At 68.7% G+C, this 15,797-nt stretch carries 17 protein-coding genes; 3 read left to right on the forward strand and 14 right to left on the reverse strand.

The genetic code is table 11. From position 1 onward, the window contains the following. The 11 genes from TN53_RS17670 to TN53_RS17720 form a co-directional block, all read right to left on the reverse strand. Complete coding sequence (locus tag TN53_RS17670; RefSeq protein WP_046259477.1) at positions 1–216, reverse strand: ferredoxin; 216 nt, start codon at positions 214–216, stop codon at positions 1–3. Then, positions 216–1,214 (reverse strand): amidohydrolase family protein, encoded by a 999-nt coding sequence (locus TN53_RS17675; protein WP_046259478.1) that lies wholly within the window; start codon positions 1,212–1,214, stop codon positions 216–218. Before TN53_RS17675 ends, TN53_RS17670 begins: the two co-directional genes overlap by 1 nt. Positions 1,215–1,286: 72 nt before the next feature. After that, positions 1,287–2,690, reverse strand: a complete 1,404-nt coding sequence (locus TN53_RS17680; RefSeq protein ID WP_046259479.1) for a class I adenylate-forming enzyme family protein — start codon at positions 2,688–2,690, stop codon at positions 1,287–1,289. 21 nt (positions 2,691–2,711) lie between these two features. Beyond that, entirely contained in the window at positions 2,712–3,053 is a 342-nt protein-coding gene (locus tag TN53_RS17685; protein WP_234441615.1) for a hypothetical protein, read from the reverse strand. A 41-nt stretch (positions 3,054–3,094) separates the two neighbouring features. Continuing rightward, positions 3,095–3,802, reverse strand: a complete 708-nt coding sequence (locus TN53_RS17690) for a TetR/AcrR family transcriptional regulator (protein ID WP_046259481.1) — start codon at positions 3,800–3,802, stop codon at positions 3,095–3,097. A 219-nt stretch (positions 3,803–4,021) separates the two neighbouring features. Further along, entirely contained in the window at positions 4,022–5,092 is a 1,071-nt protein-coding gene (locus TN53_RS17695) for an aromatic ring-hydroxylating dioxygenase subunit alpha (protein WP_052745228.1), read from the reverse strand. Positions 5,093–5,134: 42 nt separating this feature from the next. Beyond that, on the reverse strand, positions 5,135–6,166 hold the full coding sequence (locus tag TN53_RS44105; protein ID WP_052745229.1) for a Rieske 2Fe-2S domain-containing protein: 1,032 nt from the start codon (positions 6,164–6,166) through the stop codon (positions 5,135–5,137). 41 nt (positions 6,167–6,207) lie between these two features. Further along, the gene (locus tag TN53_RS17705; RefSeq protein WP_046259482.1) at positions 6,208–7,386 is read right to left on the reverse strand and encodes a thiolase C-terminal domain-containing protein; all 1,179 of its coding nucleotides are present in this window, start codon (positions 7,384–7,386) and stop codon (positions 6,208–6,210) included. Beyond that, entirely contained in the window at positions 7,379–7,825 is a 447-nt protein-coding gene (locus tag TN53_RS47835; protein WP_052745230.1) for a Zn-ribbon domain-containing OB-fold protein, read from the reverse strand. The genes TN53_RS17705 and TN53_RS47835 overlap by 8 nt, the downstream gene beginning before the upstream one ends. Before the next feature lie 11 nt (positions 7,826–7,836). After that, positions 7,837–8,067 carry a ferredoxin gene (locus tag TN53_RS17715; RefSeq protein ID WP_324609616.1) on the reverse strand — a complete coding sequence of 77 codons (231 nt, stop codon included), beginning with the start codon at positions 8,065–8,067 and terminating at the stop codon, positions 7,837–7,839. Then, positions 8,067–8,825, reverse strand: a complete 759-nt coding sequence (locus tag TN53_RS17720; protein WP_046259485.1) for an SDR family NAD(P)-dependent oxidoreductase — start codon at positions 8,823–8,825, stop codon at positions 8,067–8,069. The genes TN53_RS17715 and TN53_RS17720 overlap by 1 nt, the downstream gene beginning before the upstream one ends. Before the next feature lie 90 nt (positions 8,826–8,915). Here TN53_RS17720 and TN53_RS17725 point away from each other — a divergent pair, with 90 nt between their 5' ends. After that, positions 8,916–10,400, forward strand: coding sequence for an aldehyde dehydrogenase family protein (locus TN53_RS17725; RefSeq protein WP_234441617.1), 1,485 nt, complete (start codon positions 8,916–8,918; stop codon positions 10,398–10,400). 55 nt (positions 10,401–10,455) lie between these two features. After that, on the forward strand, positions 10,456–11,721 hold the full coding sequence (locus TN53_RS17730; protein WP_095046552.1) for a cytochrome P450: 1,266 nt from the start codon (positions 10,456–10,458) through the stop codon (positions 11,719–11,721). A gap of 62 nt (positions 11,722–11,783) precedes the next feature. Here the strand turns inward: TN53_RS17730 and TN53_RS17735 are convergent, their stop codons facing one another. Genes TN53_RS17735 through TN53_RS17745 form a run of 3 tightly spaced genes read right to left on the reverse strand, consistent with a single transcriptional unit; the run spans position 11,784 to position 14,798 of the window. Further along, positions 11,784–13,001 carry a CaiB/BaiF CoA transferase family protein gene (locus tag TN53_RS17735; RefSeq protein WP_199924596.1) on the reverse strand — a complete coding sequence of 406 codons (1,218 nt, stop codon included), beginning with the start codon at positions 12,999–13,001 and terminating at the stop codon, positions 11,784–11,786. Positions 13,002–13,050: 49 nt separating this feature from the next. Further along, complete coding sequence (locus TN53_RS17740) at positions 13,051–13,803, reverse strand: SDR family oxidoreductase (protein ID WP_052745232.1); 753 nt, start codon at positions 13,801–13,803, stop codon at positions 13,051–13,053. Then, entirely contained in the window at positions 13,800–14,798 is a 999-nt protein-coding gene (locus tag TN53_RS17745; protein ID WP_046259488.1) for a fumarylacetoacetate hydrolase family protein, read from the reverse strand. The genes TN53_RS17740 and TN53_RS17745 overlap by 4 nt, the downstream gene beginning before the upstream one ends. A 153-nt stretch (positions 14,799–14,951) precedes the next feature. Between TN53_RS17745 and TN53_RS17750 the strand changes: the two genes are divergently transcribed. After that, positions 14,952–15,764 carry an SDR family NAD(P)-dependent oxidoreductase gene (locus tag TN53_RS17750; RefSeq protein WP_046259489.1) on the forward strand — a complete coding sequence of 271 codons (813 nt, stop codon included), beginning with the start codon at positions 14,952–14,954 and terminating at the stop codon, positions 15,762–15,764. Positions 15,765–15,797 lie beyond the last annotated feature (33 nt).

Genomic DNA, 15,797 nt, shown 5'->3' on the forward strand with positions numbered 1-15,797 from the left:
TCAGACAGTGCGAGGGGACAGGATGATGGCGTGCTCAGGGCAGGCCTCGGCGGCCTCGGCCGCCTCCTTGACCGCGGTACCGGAGAGTTCGCCCGTCTCCGCGTGGGCGAAGCCCATCTCGTCGAGTCGGAACACACGCGGGGCGGTCTCGGTACAGATGCCGTAGCCGCAGCACTTGGTCCGGTCGACGCGGATCTCCGCGCTCTCCGCGCTCATCAGATGTTCTTGAGCAACTTCAGGGCGTTACCACTGCGGATCTTCTCCCGGTCGTCCTCACTCAGGCCGAATCCGTCGGTCAGGTCGCCTGCGTGGCTGTCGGAGCCGGAGAAGTTGTCGCCGTACAGCAGGTGGTCGACGCCGACGACCTCGGTGACGGCCCGTCGCATGGCCGGGTGGTGGACGTCCAGGTCGTAGTAGAAGTTCGAGGCGTACTCGATGACGTCCTTCTTGTTCTTCGAGTCGGGCGCCATGGTCTTGTTGGTCTCGTTGAACCGCCACAGCTGGTAGGGGATGAAACCGCCGCCGTGGGTGATGTAGATCTTGAGCTGCGGGAAGTCGTCGAGGACTCCGCCGTTGATCAGGTGCCAGAAGAAGAGCGTCTCGTCATGGTTCATACCCACGATCGACGTGGTGTCGTAGGGGTCCGTGTTCGCCTTCTCGCCCCAGGTGACGGACTGGTTGTAGCCGTGCACGAAGACCATCACGTCCAGCTCGCAGAGCTTCTCCCACAGCGGCCGGAACGACGGGTCGGAGACCTCCTTGTCGCCGAAGTTGGCTCCGCCCATGCTGATGCCGGACGCGCCGAACCGCGTGACCGTACGCTCCAGTTCGGCCGCGGCGGCCTTGGGGTCCTGAGCGGGGACGTGCGCCCAGTACTTGAGGACCTCGGGGTCGTTGGCACAGTACGCCGCCAAGCTGTCGTTGACCTCCTGAGCGAACCGGATGGCGAACTCCGGTTCGGTGTGATAGTTGACCATGTGGAACGGCATCGACAGCACGGCCTTGTCGATGCCGGCCTTACGGAAGGACTCGAGCCGGAGCTCCGGAGCCCAGCGCTCCGCGTAGATCTGCTCGATCGTGGGAGCCTCGGGATTGCTCGTACCGAGCGTCCAGTCCCCGATCCGCAGGGTGCCGTTCTCCCAGAACGGACCCCAGTGGGGGTGCTTGTCGAACATCGCCGTAGTCAGTTGGTGCGCATGCAGATCGAGAAGCATGGTGCGACTCCCTGGTCGGGCCGGAACACGGTATGAGCGCCATGGGCCGTTGCCCGTGCGCGCATGGATCAGTTAGGCATGATGAACAGAATTAGTCAATGGTGTTCTATTTGCTTCGGTGACGACGAAGTCCGGAGTGCCTGGAGACCCCAGCCAGGCACGCACCCACAGACGCAGACCGAGCACGTCCACCGCGCGCCCGGGCCGTGTCACCACCCTCGCCGCAGCCCTACGCCCCCGTCCGGCATCCGGCATCGAGGTGACGGTGACGTCGGCGATGTCGGGATGTCTGCGCAGCAGTGCCTCGATCTCGGCGTCGGACGCGACGTGGGCCCGGCTCGCGGGTGCGTCCGCCCAGTCACCGAGGAACACGTAGCCGGCCTCGTCCTTCCAGGCTCGTTCACGGAGCCCGGACCGGCCGCTGTCAGCGACAGCCCCTGAACGGTTCACCCACAGCTCTCCGGTCACCCGCGGTGGACACGACCGTCCCTGGCCGTCGCGGACATCGAGTTCGACCCCGGGCAGCGGCCGACCGATCGAGCCGAGCCGTTCACCGCCGGACCGATGGGTGTCCGGATCCAGCACCGCCGCTACCGGCTCGACCGGCTCGGGTACATAGGTGCGCACGAAATCCGACTCGGGAAACAGCCGAAGCGCTCGCTCCAGAAGCGACCGGGGCAGGGGCTCACCGTCGTACACGATCACTCTGGGTGCCGGAGCACGTCGACCCGATCCGTGCATCTCCCAGTGCTCGACGATCCTGCCGAGCATGGTGGGGGCCACCAGGGCGTGCGTGACGCCGTTGTGAGCGACCGCCGCCAGCCAGGCCTCGGGACTGAAGCCGGGCAGCTGAACCAGACGGCGTCCCGCGCGGAGGCTGCCGAGCGTCGCGATCACGCTGGTGAACCGGTGCGGCTCCAGGCAGATCAAGGCCGCCTCACCAGGGCCGGCGAGAGCGAAGTCCGGCGCGTCAAGAACGGGTCGGTACAGGTCTTGATGCCTCAGGGACACGGTTTCGCCGTCATCGGCACAGAGCAACAGGGCGGCGGCATGCGGTTCGACGCGGGCGGGACCGACGGAACGAGGCGGTGGAGAGGCCGTAGCGGCAAGCCAGTCCGTCGCGGTGAGCGCACCAGGTGCCGAGACGAGCCGGGCGCCTCGGGCGGCGCTGTCCACAATGACGAGGCCCGGTCCGGTCCTGTGCAGGATGTCACGCAGCCGGGCTGCTCCCCACCTGTGATCCAGGGGCAGCAATGGCCGTCCCCCGAAGGCGCTCGCGAAGAGCGCCAATACGAAGGCGGGACCCCCCGGGCCGATGAACACAACGGGCCCGGCGCCAGCCGCCTCCACCATCGCCGCACCGGTCAGGGCCCCGCGCCGCAGATCGGAGAGCGAGAGTGCCGACCTTTCGAGCCCGAGGACCTCGCGGTCCGGCGTATCCCGCACGGCTTGGTCCAGCAGCATGGCGATGCTCACTCGGCCCACCTCCCCCACCGCTCAGTCGGACGAAGGCAGCGGTTTGGCGGCCTTGACGCCCAGCTGCCGCCCATCGACGGCCAGCGGCCCCGCGCCGCCCTTGGTGCACAGCAGCTCCAGGCCGGACGTCTCATCGTGGTAGCGCTTGCCGAGCAGGACCACCTCGTGATCCGAAGCCGAGCCGGGAACTGCCGACCCGGCACTTTCGAGGGGAGTCAGCGCCGCGCCCGCGCAGGTGAGATTGACCGGCCGCGCCGGGGGACGTACGACCACCACCTCAACGCCGGACGAAAGACCGCGCAACCGCGCGCCTGTCGCGAAGGTCGAGGAGGGGCCAACGGACTCTGTATCAGGGGTGCCCATAGAGGAGACGGTACAACTTTTACGATATCTGTTCAAGCAGTCTAATCGAATGTGGGCCTGGGCAGCACTCGGAGAAGTGTGGCCGCCCCGGAAGCGCCGGCGTGCCGATCGTCGACGTTTCCTGCCCGGCCGCCGACAAGCGCCCAGAAGGCGTCCACTCGCTGATCGACCGAGCCGGCCCGGCCACCAGGGACCAGGAAGTCGGCGAGGGCGATACGAAGAGCGAGCTCCGCCGCGTCCTGACGGGTGACGACCCCAGCCCGTACGGCTACGGCCGAGTCCAGGGCCGGCGTCAGCACGCGAACGACCACTTGGACGATCTCCGGGAAGTGGCGCTGGAGATGTGACAGCACGTACGCCGGCTCATTGTCGAAGAGCATCTGCGAATCGGGCACCACCTCCGCCATGCCCGGCAGACTCTCCATCACCACGTGCACTCGGCGTTCTGCCGCGGGTTCCGCCCTCACCGCCTCGTGCAAGGCTCGCTCCCACCGGTGCCGCACCTGCTCGTTCATGCATTCGAGCAGCACTTCCCGGGTGCCGAAGTAACGGTAGACCGTGCCGCGGGACACACCCGCAGCGGCGGCTGCTGTGGCCATCGAGAGCGCTGCGACACCCTCGCGGGCAGCCACCAGTAGCGCGCCCGAGAGGATGCGCTGCACCATCTGCGTCTCCCGCGCCGCCGCTTTTGCATCCGCCGCCGCGAATCTGTGGTCGGCCTGTCGTGACCCGTCCCCGGTCGCGTTCATGCCGCGGCTCCTCCTCGCTTGCCGAGGCGCGGCACAAAGCCGAGCCCCCCGGCATGTCGAGGTGCATGCAAACGCCGAAGCGGCACGGCGACTCTGCCGGACTGGGGAGACGTTATGTACGTTACGTCCCTGCGAGAGCCTAGGCTCGCGTTTCGGAGGGGTCAATCCACTTGCGTCAGGTATCTTGCGTCGGCAATCTGCCCCAGGTTTTCGCGCACGTCACCGAGGGCGCTCGAGCCTCATCTGTTCGGTGACGTCCCGGCCCGGGTCACCGTCGGCCAGGTAAGAGTAGTCGCCGCGCCGCTGGCGATCGACGAGTTCCTGGTGGACCTTGCGAAACCTCAGGCCGGCGGCGTCGAACCGGGAGTTCATGTCCTTCTCGTCGGTGCTGCGGTCAAGATAGAGCGGGTTCTGGGGACGCACGGCCCAGTTGTCCTGGCCGCCGACGATGTGCGTGCTGAACGGAAAGACGGTTCGGGCCAGCTTCGTCGTGTGCTGAACGTTGTAGGTGACCGGCGTGCGGGTACGCCCCGGTGTCTCCGGGTTGGCCGGATGAAGCATGCGCACCGACATGCCGGGGTTGAAGTCGCCGTGCAGCAGACAGACCCCGCTGCGCACATGCACCATCGTGACCAGGCAGGCGTCCTGGGTGTCGGACTTGGCCAGCCCTCGCTGAATCTTGGGGGTGGGACGGCCGACGGCCGTGCGCGTCATGGTGACGGTCTCGGAGGTGGATTCGACCGTGATCTCGTCGTGCTCCGAGAGCGGGTCGCCGGTCAGCCAGGAGTGCAGGAAGTCGGCGTGGGTGAGGTCGAGCAGGTTTTCACAGATCAGCTCGTAGCTGCAGTCGAAGATGACGTTCTGGTGGAAGTGGCGGGGCAGGCCGCCGGCTTCCGGCAGGTGCGGGACCCGCGGCACCAGATCCGGTGACGCGTTCGCCGGGTCGCCATACCAGACCCAGGCGTAGCCGTACCGCTCGACGACCGGGTAGCGGCCGGTGCCTGCGGTGAACTCGCTGGCGCGCAGCCGACCGCGGTCGCGATCGCGTGGCGAGTCCTCGGTCGCGACCAGGACACCGTTCTCACGGGCCAGATAGATCGGACGTCCGTGGATCACCCGCAGACTGGGGCGGCGCCCGATGAACACGGTTTGCAGGACGGGGAACCACGCGTCGCGCAGGGCGAACGATCCGGGCCGGAAGCCCGCGGTGATCGATGCCGAACGGTTCTTGCGGTTGTCCACGGACTCGGAGTCGGCGGACGCGGTGGTCGAGAGGTCGGTGGTCGTCATCGTCCTTCCTTTCACAGCAGGGGTCCATATACCGTCGAGGGATCAGGCACGCAGCGCGCGCAGTTCGTCGAGACCGGGGTCGAAGGCCGTCTCCACGGCATCCGCCGCGGCTTCCAGCGGTTGCCCGGCACGCCCGGTCAGCCGCTTGCCGACCGCTGACGGCCGACAGGCTGCGAGCAGGGCACGAGCGGCGTTTCCATGTGCCCGGACCTGCCAGCGCACGGTCGTGCGGTGCGGCCCCGTCGGGGTCAGCGCGGCCAGCACCTGTACGGAACCGTCCCGGGGTGCGTGGGCCACGACGGTGGTGAAACCGGTGGTCACAAGGGTGGCGATCTCGGTGACGGTCGTGATCCCACGTAGGGGAGCCTCGAAGGTCTGGATCCGTGGCAGGTCCAGCGTGACCCGGTCGCGCCGTACTGTGACGACCCGTCCCTCCCCGTCGGAGTCGTGGTCCGGGCCCAGCACCTCGTCGCCGGAGCCGAGCAGCGGGCCGAGGCTCAGGGCGACGCCAGGGTTGAGCAGCAGCGCCTCCGAGATGCGCTCGTAGGGTGCGCGCGCCAGGGCGGTACCGCGCACGACCGCGCTTCCGCTGCTCGCCGGCCCCGCGAGCAGCGGAACGTGGGCGAAGCGGGACTCCGGGTCACCGTCGCCGGTCCACAGGAACACCAGCCCCTCGGCCTCGCTGACCGGGTAGGCGGCGACCTTGATCCGCGACGAGGGCGACTCCCCCGGTTTGAAGTTGGGGATCAGCGTGCACTGTCCGTCGGCGCCGTCGAAGGTCCAGCCGTGGTAGCCGCACTGCAGCCCCTCGTCGATCACCCGGCCCATGGACAACGGCAGCCGTCGGTGCGGGCACCGGTCCAGCACGGCGTGGACCGTGCCCGCCCCGTCCCGGTAGACGGCGACCGCCTGGGCGCCGAGCCGCACCGGCCGGGGCTTGCCGGTGAACTCGGACGCGTGCCCGATCGGCCACCAGTCGACGGGCAGGCCGAATCCGCGGTCCGTCTGCCGTTCCCCGGGCGCCCGCGACGGGCCGCCCTCCCGTGGCACACTCACGTGGTCCTGTACTGTCACCGGTCCTCCTCCATGTCCGTTGGGGGCTTGAGACCAAGCTGTCAGTGAGCGAGCAGGAAACAGCCGCCGAGCGGCCCGCCACCGGCTCCCACGAATGCCGTCTCGGCGCCTTCGACCTGGCGCTCGCCCAGGCCACCTCGGAGCTGCACCACGGCCTCGTGGAACAAGCCGTAGCCATGCAGCCGCCCGCCGGACAACTGACCCCCGCCCGTGTTCAGCGGCAGTTCTCCGCCGGGTCCGATCCTCTTGCCGTCCGCGACGAAGGCCGCGCCTTCCCCGCGCCCGCAGAAACCGGCTGCCTCCAACCACACCAGGGTGAGGATGGAGAAACCGTCGTAGAGCTGCGCGACGTCGACGTCCCCGGGGCGCAACTCGGTCCGCGACCAGAGATGGTGCGCGGCATCGCGCTGCGGCAGGTCCAGCGGATCTGCCCACTGGTCCCAGAACGGGCGCGCGCCGAGCGCACTGCCCATCGCCTCGATCCGTACCGGTGACCGGAGGTCAGCCTTCGTTTCCGCGGCGGACACGATCACGGCGACCGAGCCGTCGGCCGGCACATCGCAGTCGTAGAGGCACAGCGGGGTGGTGATCATCCGGGCGGCGAGGTAGTCCTCGATGGTCAGCGGCTCCCGGTAGACGGCGGCCGGGTTGAGCCCGGCCCAGCGGCGGGTGGAGACGGCGAGTCCGCCGATCTGCTCCCTGGTGGCCCCGGTCTCGTGCAGATACCGCTGGGCGACCATCGCCAGCCAGTGCGCGGCGGTGACGGCGCCGAAGGGGCGCAGCCACTCCTGGAGGCCGATGACCCCGGTGACGTCCGCGGGGCTGGTGGTGTCGCGGCCTCCGCCCGCCTGGCCGGTCGCCTCGGACGTGGTGCGGTAGACCAGCACGTGGCGGGCGTACCCACTGGCCACGGCCATGACCGCGGACATCACCGCGGCAAGCTGACTGGGGCCGTCCTGCACCCCGGCGTGCCAGCTGAGCTCCAGGCCCAGCGCGTCCTTGACCCGGCCGAGTGCGGGGCCGCAGAAGCCGGGGGCGGCCGGCCACTCCCCCGGCCACGCCACCAGCCCGTCGATGTCGCCGACCGTCAGCCCGGCATCCGCCAGAGCGCGGTGGCAGGCCTCGCGTGTGAGATCCAGGTCGGAGCGGCCGAGCCGACGCCCGACCTCGGACTGTCCGACACCGGAGATCAGTGCGCGGTCCTCGGCCCGCTCAGCCATCCGCTCCTGCCTCTCCCACGGGCGCTTCGGCAGGCGTGAACAGCGGTAGATACACCTCGCCGTGCCGTTCGAACACCACCGCGACCCGCATTCCGATCCGCACGTCCTCGGCGACGACATCCACCAGCCGTGTCGTCAGATGGACGTCCGGTTGCTCGTCCAGGGCGACGATGGCCAGGACGTAGGGCGGCGGCAGCCAGGGCGAAAAGGCCTGGTGGTTGACGGTGAAGCTGAAGACCGTCGCCCGGCCCGACACCGGAACAGGACCCGGTCCGAGCGCCCCGCAGGTACGGCATTCCGGCGTGGGCGGGTGGGCGTAGCGCCCGCACTCGGCGCAGCACTGGATACGCATGACCCCGTCGGCACCCGACCGCCAGAAGAACGCGGTGTCGGCCGACAGCCGCGGCAGCGGAACACGTACGGCGTCCGCGACACGCACCGGCGCGGGCGTCATGACTCGGTCGCCGACAAGGCCCGTTCGGGGCAGGCCGAGATGATGAGCCGTACGCGCGCCTCGTCCGCCTCGGCGACCTCGGCCGGCTCGAGGGCCGAGTATCCGAGGTCGTCCAGCGGGAACATCTCGGGGTCGGACATGCTGCACAGCGCATGCCCCTGGCACCTGGTGCGATCGACCGTGATGTGCATCGCGGGCCTTTCCGTTCGCATGTCTGGGACAGCCATCAGCCGAGGAAGCAGACGCCGCCGTCGGCGATGAGTGTCTGCCCGGTGATGGCAGCGCTCTGATCACCGGCCAGGAAGAGCAGCACCCCGACCATGTCGCCGGTGTGCAGCTGACGGCCGATGGCCTGGCCGGCGACCGCCCGGGCGAGGACGTCTGCCGGCACGCCCGTCAGCGTGGCCTCGGTGTCGATGGCGCCGGGCGCGATGCAGTTCACCCGCACCCCGTCCTTGCCCAGCTCCTTGGCGAGGGTCTTGGTCATGCCGTGGATGGCTTGCTTCGTGACGTTGTAGTGCAGCCGGTTCGGGCTGTTGTGGTACGCGGCCGTGGAACCCTGGTTGATCACCGAACCGCCGCCGCGCGCCCGCAGATACGGCAGCACGACGCGGGTGGCGAGGAAGGTGCCCTTGACGCCGACCGACCAGACGCGGTCGAACCGCTCGACGGGCATGTCCTCGATGCTTTCGAAGGGCAGGCCCGCGAAGATCATGGCGTTGTTGACCAGGATGTCGATACCGCCGAACTCGTCGGCGGTGCGCCGGGCCATGTCCTCCACGGAGGCCAGGTCGGAGACGTCGGTGCGGACGAAGAGTGCCCGGTGTCCGTCCTTGCGGAGACTCTCCGCCACCTCCTCGCCCGGCCCGGTCTGGACGTCGGCGACCGTGACCGCCGCGCCGGCCTCCGCGAGCCCGCGGGCATACTCCGCCCCGATGCCCTGAGCCGCTCCCGTGACGACGGCGACCTTGCCCTGCAACTGCATGACACTCCTCGGTTCCGCTGCGTTCCCATCCGACAGCAACACGCTACGAGACAGTGAACGACATGTACAGAGTTCGTCGATTCTGTTTATATGAAGCCCATGGAGCCGCTGCAACCACGACATGCTTATGTGGACGGACGCTGGGAGCCGGCCACCGACGGCAGGACCAGGCCCGTCGTTGACCCGGCCACCGAGGAAACGGTCGCCTTGGTCGCCGAGGCTTCCGCGGAAGACGTCGACCGGGCCGTACGTGCCGCCCGACGCGCCTTGGACAAAGGGCCGTGGGGACGCACCTCGCCGCGGGACCGTGTCCTACTGCTACGGCGGTTCCTCGACCAGCTGGTCCAGCGGCAGGACGAGGCGGTCGATCTCGTGATCACCGAGGTCGGCACCCCCGCCCGACTGGCCCGCGGCCTGCAGGTGGGCGTCCCGCTGGAACACCTCGCGGACATGGTGGACCGGGTACTGACGACCTACCCGTTCTCCGCTCCGATGCCGCCGACATCCGGGGCCGGAGTCGGGCAGGGAGTAGTGCTGCGCGAACCGGCCGGAGTCGTCGCCGCCATCACCCCGTTCAACTACCCGTTCTTCACCAGCCTGTCCAAGGTCGGCCCCGCTCTCGCGGCGGGCTGCACCGTCGTGCTCAAGCCCGCGCCCGCGACTCCGCTGTCCGCACTGCTGCTGGCCGAGGCCGCCGAGGAGGCGGGGCTCCCGCCCGGTGTACTCAATGTCGTTCCCACAGGTGACGTCGAGGCCGGACGAAGGCTCACGGGACACCCGGAAGTCGATGTCGTGAGCTTCACCGGATCGGTCCCGGTCGGGGCAGCGATCAGCGCTCAGGCGGCCCCCGGCATCAAACGCGTCGCCCTGGAACTCGGCGGCAAGAACGCCGATGTCATACTGGACGACGCTGATCTGGAGCAGGCCGTGGCGCACTTCGCCTACGGGTTCACCCGCAACAGCGGCCAGGGATGCGGCTGCATGACCCGGCTCGTGGTGCACGAGAGCCGGCACGACGAGGCTGTCCGGCTGCTGCTGGACAAGGTCTCCGCCCTGCGGGTCGGCGACCCGCGTGACCCCGACACGGATCTCGGCCCGCTGATCAGCGCCGCACAGCGGGAGCGGGTCGAGGGGCACATACGTACCGGAATCGCCGAAGGCGCCGTACTCGCTTGCGGAGGTGGCCGACCCCGGTACCCGGAGCGCGGCTTCTACCTGGAACCCGCCGTGTTCACCGGGGTGAAGAGCTCCATGCGGATCGCGCAGGAGGAGGTCTTCGGGCCCGTGGCCGCAGTCATCCCGGTGGCCGACGACGACGAGGCCGTCGCCGTGGCCAACGACTCCCGGTTCGGTCTGAGCGGCGCGGTGTGGAGCGGCGATCCACAGCGTGCCTACGCGGTGGCCCGCCGGATCCGCACCGGACAGGTGACGGTCAACGGCGGTGGCGGCGGCACCAACTCCCATGCCCCATACGGCGGTTACAAGCAGAGCGGCGTCGGCCGTGAATTCGGCGAGGCCGGACTGGAGCAGTACCTGGAGACCAAGACCGTGCTGTGGGGGCTCGCATCGGGATGACAGGCGGAGACAGCGCGTACGGATGGACGACACAACCAGTGAGAGGCCGGTAAGCATGACCACAAGTGACACCACATCGGCGGGGCAGAGCAGGCCGGCGTCGTTGGACCAGGACTCGGGTCCACGCCCTCTGACACCCGACGAGGTGGCCTACTTCGCCGAGAACTTCGACCACCACCACCCCGCCTTCGGCCAGGATCCGCATCCGGTCTACGAGCGAATGCAGGCCAAGTGCCCCGTCACCCACAGCAACAACTACGGCGGCTTCTGGATCGTCACCGGCTTCGACGAGGCCCGCTACGTCTGGCAGCACGCCGACCTCTTCGCCACCCAGCCCTCGGTCAGCGTCCCGCACGGGCTCGGCAACAAGCGGCCCATGCTGCCGCTGGAGGTCGACCCGCCGCTGCACACCAAACACCGCATGCTGCTCGCACCGGTCTTCGCCCCCAATCGCATCACCGCCATGGAGCCGAAGATCCGCCGTATCTGCGACGAACTCATCGACACGTTCATCGATCGCGGGGAGTGCGAACTCGTCACGGAACTTGCGCAGCCGTTCCCGACGAAGATCTTCGTCGACATGCTGGGCATTCCGCAGGAGGAGGCCACCGACTTCCGCAACTGGAACTACGAGATCCTCCACGGCCAGCACAAGGACCCGTCCGGAGCGTCCCGCGCCAAGGCGGGCGCCGCGGCCCGAGGGCGGCTGGCAGAGCTTCTGGCCGAGCGCAAGCGCCACCGCCAGGACGACATCATCAGCATCCTGATCGACTCCGAGATCGACGGGCAGAAACTGGACGACGAGGAGATCCTCGACCATGCCTTCCTGCTCTTCCTGGCCGGCCTCGACACGGTGCAGGGCGCGGTCAGCTACCAGTTCTCCTTCCTCGCCCAGAACCCCGGTCACCGCGACCAGTTGGTGAATGAGCCGGGCATCATCCCTCAGGCCGTGGAGGAGCTGCTTCGCTGGGAAGGCCTCAACGTCTCCGGCCGCAATGCCACGCAGGACGTCGAACTGGCCGGGGTGACGATCCGCAAGGGCGACCCGGTCGTCGTCGTCAACCGGGCAGCCGACCGCGACCCGAAGGTCTTCGAGAATCCGAACACCGTGGACTTCGCCCGCAATCCCAAGGGCACCCTTGCCTTCGGCGCCGGCCCCCACCGCTGTGTCGGGTCCCACCTCGCCCGGCTGGAGCTGCGTGTCATCCACGAGCACATGCACCGTCGCATCCCGCACTACCGGTTGCGGGAGGGCCACACGGTGAGCACCCACGGTGGCAATGTCGCAGGCGTCGACTCACTGCCTCTGGTCTGGGACTGAGCACAGCGCACGACAGAGGGGGAGGCCGTTCTGGCCTCCCCCTCTGATCGTCTTCGCGTCGTTCAGTTGATGGCGCCGCTGTCCTTGTGCGCGATGATCTGCTCCCAGGTCAGCCCGAGTTCCAGCAGAAGTTCCTCGGTGTGTTGTCCATGATCCGGGGCGCCGGAGGTGTGGGGCGGCTCGCCGTCGAACTGCACGGGATTGGCCGCGACCGCGAGAGAGCGGCCGCTGGTCGTGTCGAGTTCACGGATCAGGCCGTTGGCGGTGATCGCCGGATCGTCATGAACCTCCAGCGGCGTCTGCAACGGCGCCCAGACGCCATCGAAGTCCGCGAGTGCCGCGCTCCACTCCTCCAGGTTGCGTGAGGCGAAGATCTTCTTCAGCTCCTGTGTGCATTCATACGAATTACGGCCCCTGGCAGCATGGTCGGCGAACCGCTGATCATCGGCGAGGTCCGGGCGCCCCAGACGTTCGGTGAAGTCGCGCCAGTAGCGATCGGACTGCAGCAGGGTGATATTGAGGTGCCGCCCGTCCTTGGTCCGGTAGATGCCCACCGTCGGATTGACCAGGTTCTCCGGGTCGTAGCGGAAGACATCGTTGTTCGGCCGCAGTTTCGCGGAGGCCACATCCACCGAGAGGTTCCACAGAGCGACACCGAGCAGCGAGACGTCGACGATCGACGGGACTCCGGTCCGTTCCCGGCGGAAGAGGGCCGCGGCGATACCTCCCGCGAGCGACATGCCACCCATCACGTCTCCGAAGGCGGAACGCATGCGCACGGGGTGTTCGTATTCGGGCGGGGAAACGGTGTAGCCGACGCCTCCGCGCGCCCAGTAGGTCGAGGAGTCGAAGCCGCCCTTCTCGGCATCCGGGCCCCGCTGGCCGTGGCCCGATCCGCGTACGTAGATGATGTCGGGGTTGTGCTTGCGAATGTCCTCCACCTCGATACCCAGCGAACGGCGGGCGTCGGGAAGGAAGTTGGTGAGAAAGACATCGCAGTCCGCGGCCAGGCGGTAGAGCAGCTCGCGACCCTCGGGGTTCTTCAGATCAATGCCGATGCTGCGCTTTCCCCGGTTGGGCACCTCCATCATGTAGTTCAGCCCGCCGGCCTCGTCAGGCAGAAAGCCGGAGTTGATGAGGCCGCGCTGCGGGTCGCCGCTCACCGGGTGCTCCACCTTGATCACGTCAGCGCCCCACTCGGCCAGTACGGCCCCCGCGGACGGCACGAAGGTCCACATGGCGACCTCCAGCACCTTCACGCCCGCCAGCACGTCTGTCATTGGTACCTCCATAGATGTTCACGCACGGTCAGGCGTACGCCCGACGGGGTCAGGGGTACGCCCGTACGCTCAGCTCCCCGATGACGGAGCCGCCGGTCTGCTGCAGAACGAAGAGCAGTGCTTCGGCCACCCGCTCCGGAGACTGCGGTGCCGCTCCCGAGACCCGCGCCCGGAAGCCGCCCACCGTCCAGGCGTGCAGAGCCTTCTCCAACTGCTCGGGATCCCAGTCGTCCTTGAAGCCGGTGGCCGTCTGTCCGACGCGCAGCAGCGTGCAGCGGATTCCGTCGGGGCGCAGCTCGTGCGCCAGCCCTCGGGTGAGTGTCTCCAGGGCGGACTTGGTGGCCGCGTACACGAGCAGAAACGGAAACGGGTCCGCAGTGGACTCCGAGGAGAGGTTCACGATGTGCGCCACGTCGGACCGGCGCAGCAGCGGGACGGCCTCGCGGACGGTGTACAGCGGGCCGAGCAGATTCGTTCCGATCTCACGGTCCAGCGACACGTCGTCCGAGTCCTCGACTCGGTGGGGGCGGGCGGTGGCGGCGTTGTTGACCAGGTAGTCCAGCCCGCCGAACTCACGCCGTACGGTGGCGAAGGCGGCGCGGACGTCGTCGGGGTCGCACAGGTCGGCAGGCAGCGGCAGCCCGCGCTCGCCGAGCTCCTTGGCCGCCTCGTCGAGTGCGGGGCTGGGCCGTGCGAGCAGGCCGACGCGCGCGCCCGCGTCGGCCAGCGCCCGGGAGAGGGCGCGCCCGACGCCTTGCGACGCACCGGTGACCAGGGCGGTACGACCGACCAGCGCGCTCATGCGCCATCCTGCGCGACCCAGCGGTTGCCGAGTACACCGAGTCCCTCGACCTCCAGCTCGACGAGGTCGCCGGGTTGCGGATAGCGGCGCAGTTCCAGGCCGCAGCCGCCGCCCACGGTGCCGGTGCCGATCACGTCGCCGACGTGCAGGGTCTCGCGGCGGCTCATGTGGCTGACGATCTGCGCGACGGAGTAGTGAATGGTGTCGGTGGAACCGCGGCTCCACTCCTCCCCGGCCACCCGGGCGATCATGGCGTGCGGTTTGTCTGGGTCCCACTCGTCCGGGGTGACGAGGTACGGGCCGAGGACGTTGGTACCGTCCGTGTCCTTGCCCTTGGTGGGACCGAGCCCGGCACGGATCTCCTTGAACTGGGCCCGGCGTTCTGAGACGTCATTGAAGACGGTGTAGCCGGCGATGTGCCCGGCCGCGTCCTCCTCGGCGATGTCCGATCCCGAGCGGCCGATGACGACCGCGTACTCCAGCTCGTAGTCGAGGCGGTCGACGCCCGGCGGGACGACGATGTCGGTCCCGGTACCGACCACCGACTCGGGATTGCCCTTGTAGTAGACGGGCATCTCGTACCACTCCGGTGGCACGTTGTCACGGGTCGCGGTCTTGACGTGCTGCTCGAACGCCGAGCAGTCGCGCAGCGAAGCGGGACGGGGCAGCGGAGAGAGCAGGCGGACCTCGTCGGCGGAGTAGACGAGCCGTCCGCCCAGGAGGCTCTGTGCCGCGGGATCGGCCGCGACCGGCCCCAACGCCTCCAGTGTCTCCGCGATCGCTGCCTCGCTCACCGGGCCTCCGGCCAGCAGGGCGATCAGATCGGGTGGCACGACCGCGTCCGCCAGGACACGGGCACGGGCACGGTCGACACGGTCGGCGAGTACGTGTGCGTAGCCCTGATTGAGGTCCAGCAGATGTCCGCCCCCCGTCACGACACCGACTCGGCGTAGGGGTCCCACAGGGGTGTCCACCTCGAACGTCGCGTAGCGCACGGAACGCACCTCCAGGAATTGCATGCGACAGCAGAGACAGATTATGTGCAGTACGTATAACCTGTCCATGCCTCTTCGGGACCGGGGAAGCCGTCTGACGAGGTGAAGCCGGCCGCGGGATCGTGTCCGGCAGCGCTGAGAGGAGTGAGACGTATGGCCGAGCTCGAGAACAAGGTCGCGATCGTGACCGGCGGCGCCTCTGGGGTGGGCGCGGCAACCGCGCATGTGCTCTCCCGGGAGGGCGCCGCCGTGGTGGTCGCCGACATCAACGCGGGCGGCGCGGAGGCCGTTGCCAAGCGGATCGAGGCCGCGGGCGGACGGGCCGTGGCCGCCGCCGTCGACGTCACCGAGGACGACCAGGTCGCAGCGATGGTCGCCACCGCGGTGCGCGAGTTCGGCCGCCTGGACGTGCTCCACAACAACGCCTTCCTCGGCTCGCCCGACGTGATGGCCAGGGACGCCGCGATCACCGACATCGACCCGGACCTCTGGGACCGCGTACTACGGGTCAATCTGCGCGGCTATGCACTTGGCGCGAAGCACGCCATCCCCGCGATGCTGGCCGACGGCGGCGGAGTCATCGTCAACACCACCTCCGGAACCGGGCTGCTGGGAGAATCCTCCCGGCCCGCGTACGGCACGTCCAAGGCCGCGATCGTCGGGCTCACCCGCAATATCGCCGCCCAGTACGGCAAGCAGGGCATCCGCAGCGTCGCGGTGGCGCTCGGTCTGGTGGCCACCGAGGCGCTCAAGGCCAACCTTCCGGGCCCCGCACAGGAGATGATGCTCACCCATCACCTCACGACCCGACTCGCCGAGCCCGAGGACATCGCCGAGGTGGTGAGCTTCCTCGCCTCCGACCGGGCCGCCTTCATCACCGGCTGCACCATCCCCGTCGACGGCGGCTTCACATCGCACACCGCTTCGTACGCGGACGAGCGCCGATTCACGGAAGCGGCGGGTTAGCACCGCCATGAGCATCAACTGTTCAACAACTGG

This window comes from Streptomyces sp. WM6386, from assembly GCF_000972385.1.
In the GTDB taxonomy this organism is placed as follows: Bacteria; Actinomycetota; Actinomycetes; order Streptomycetales; family Streptomycetaceae; genus Streptomyces.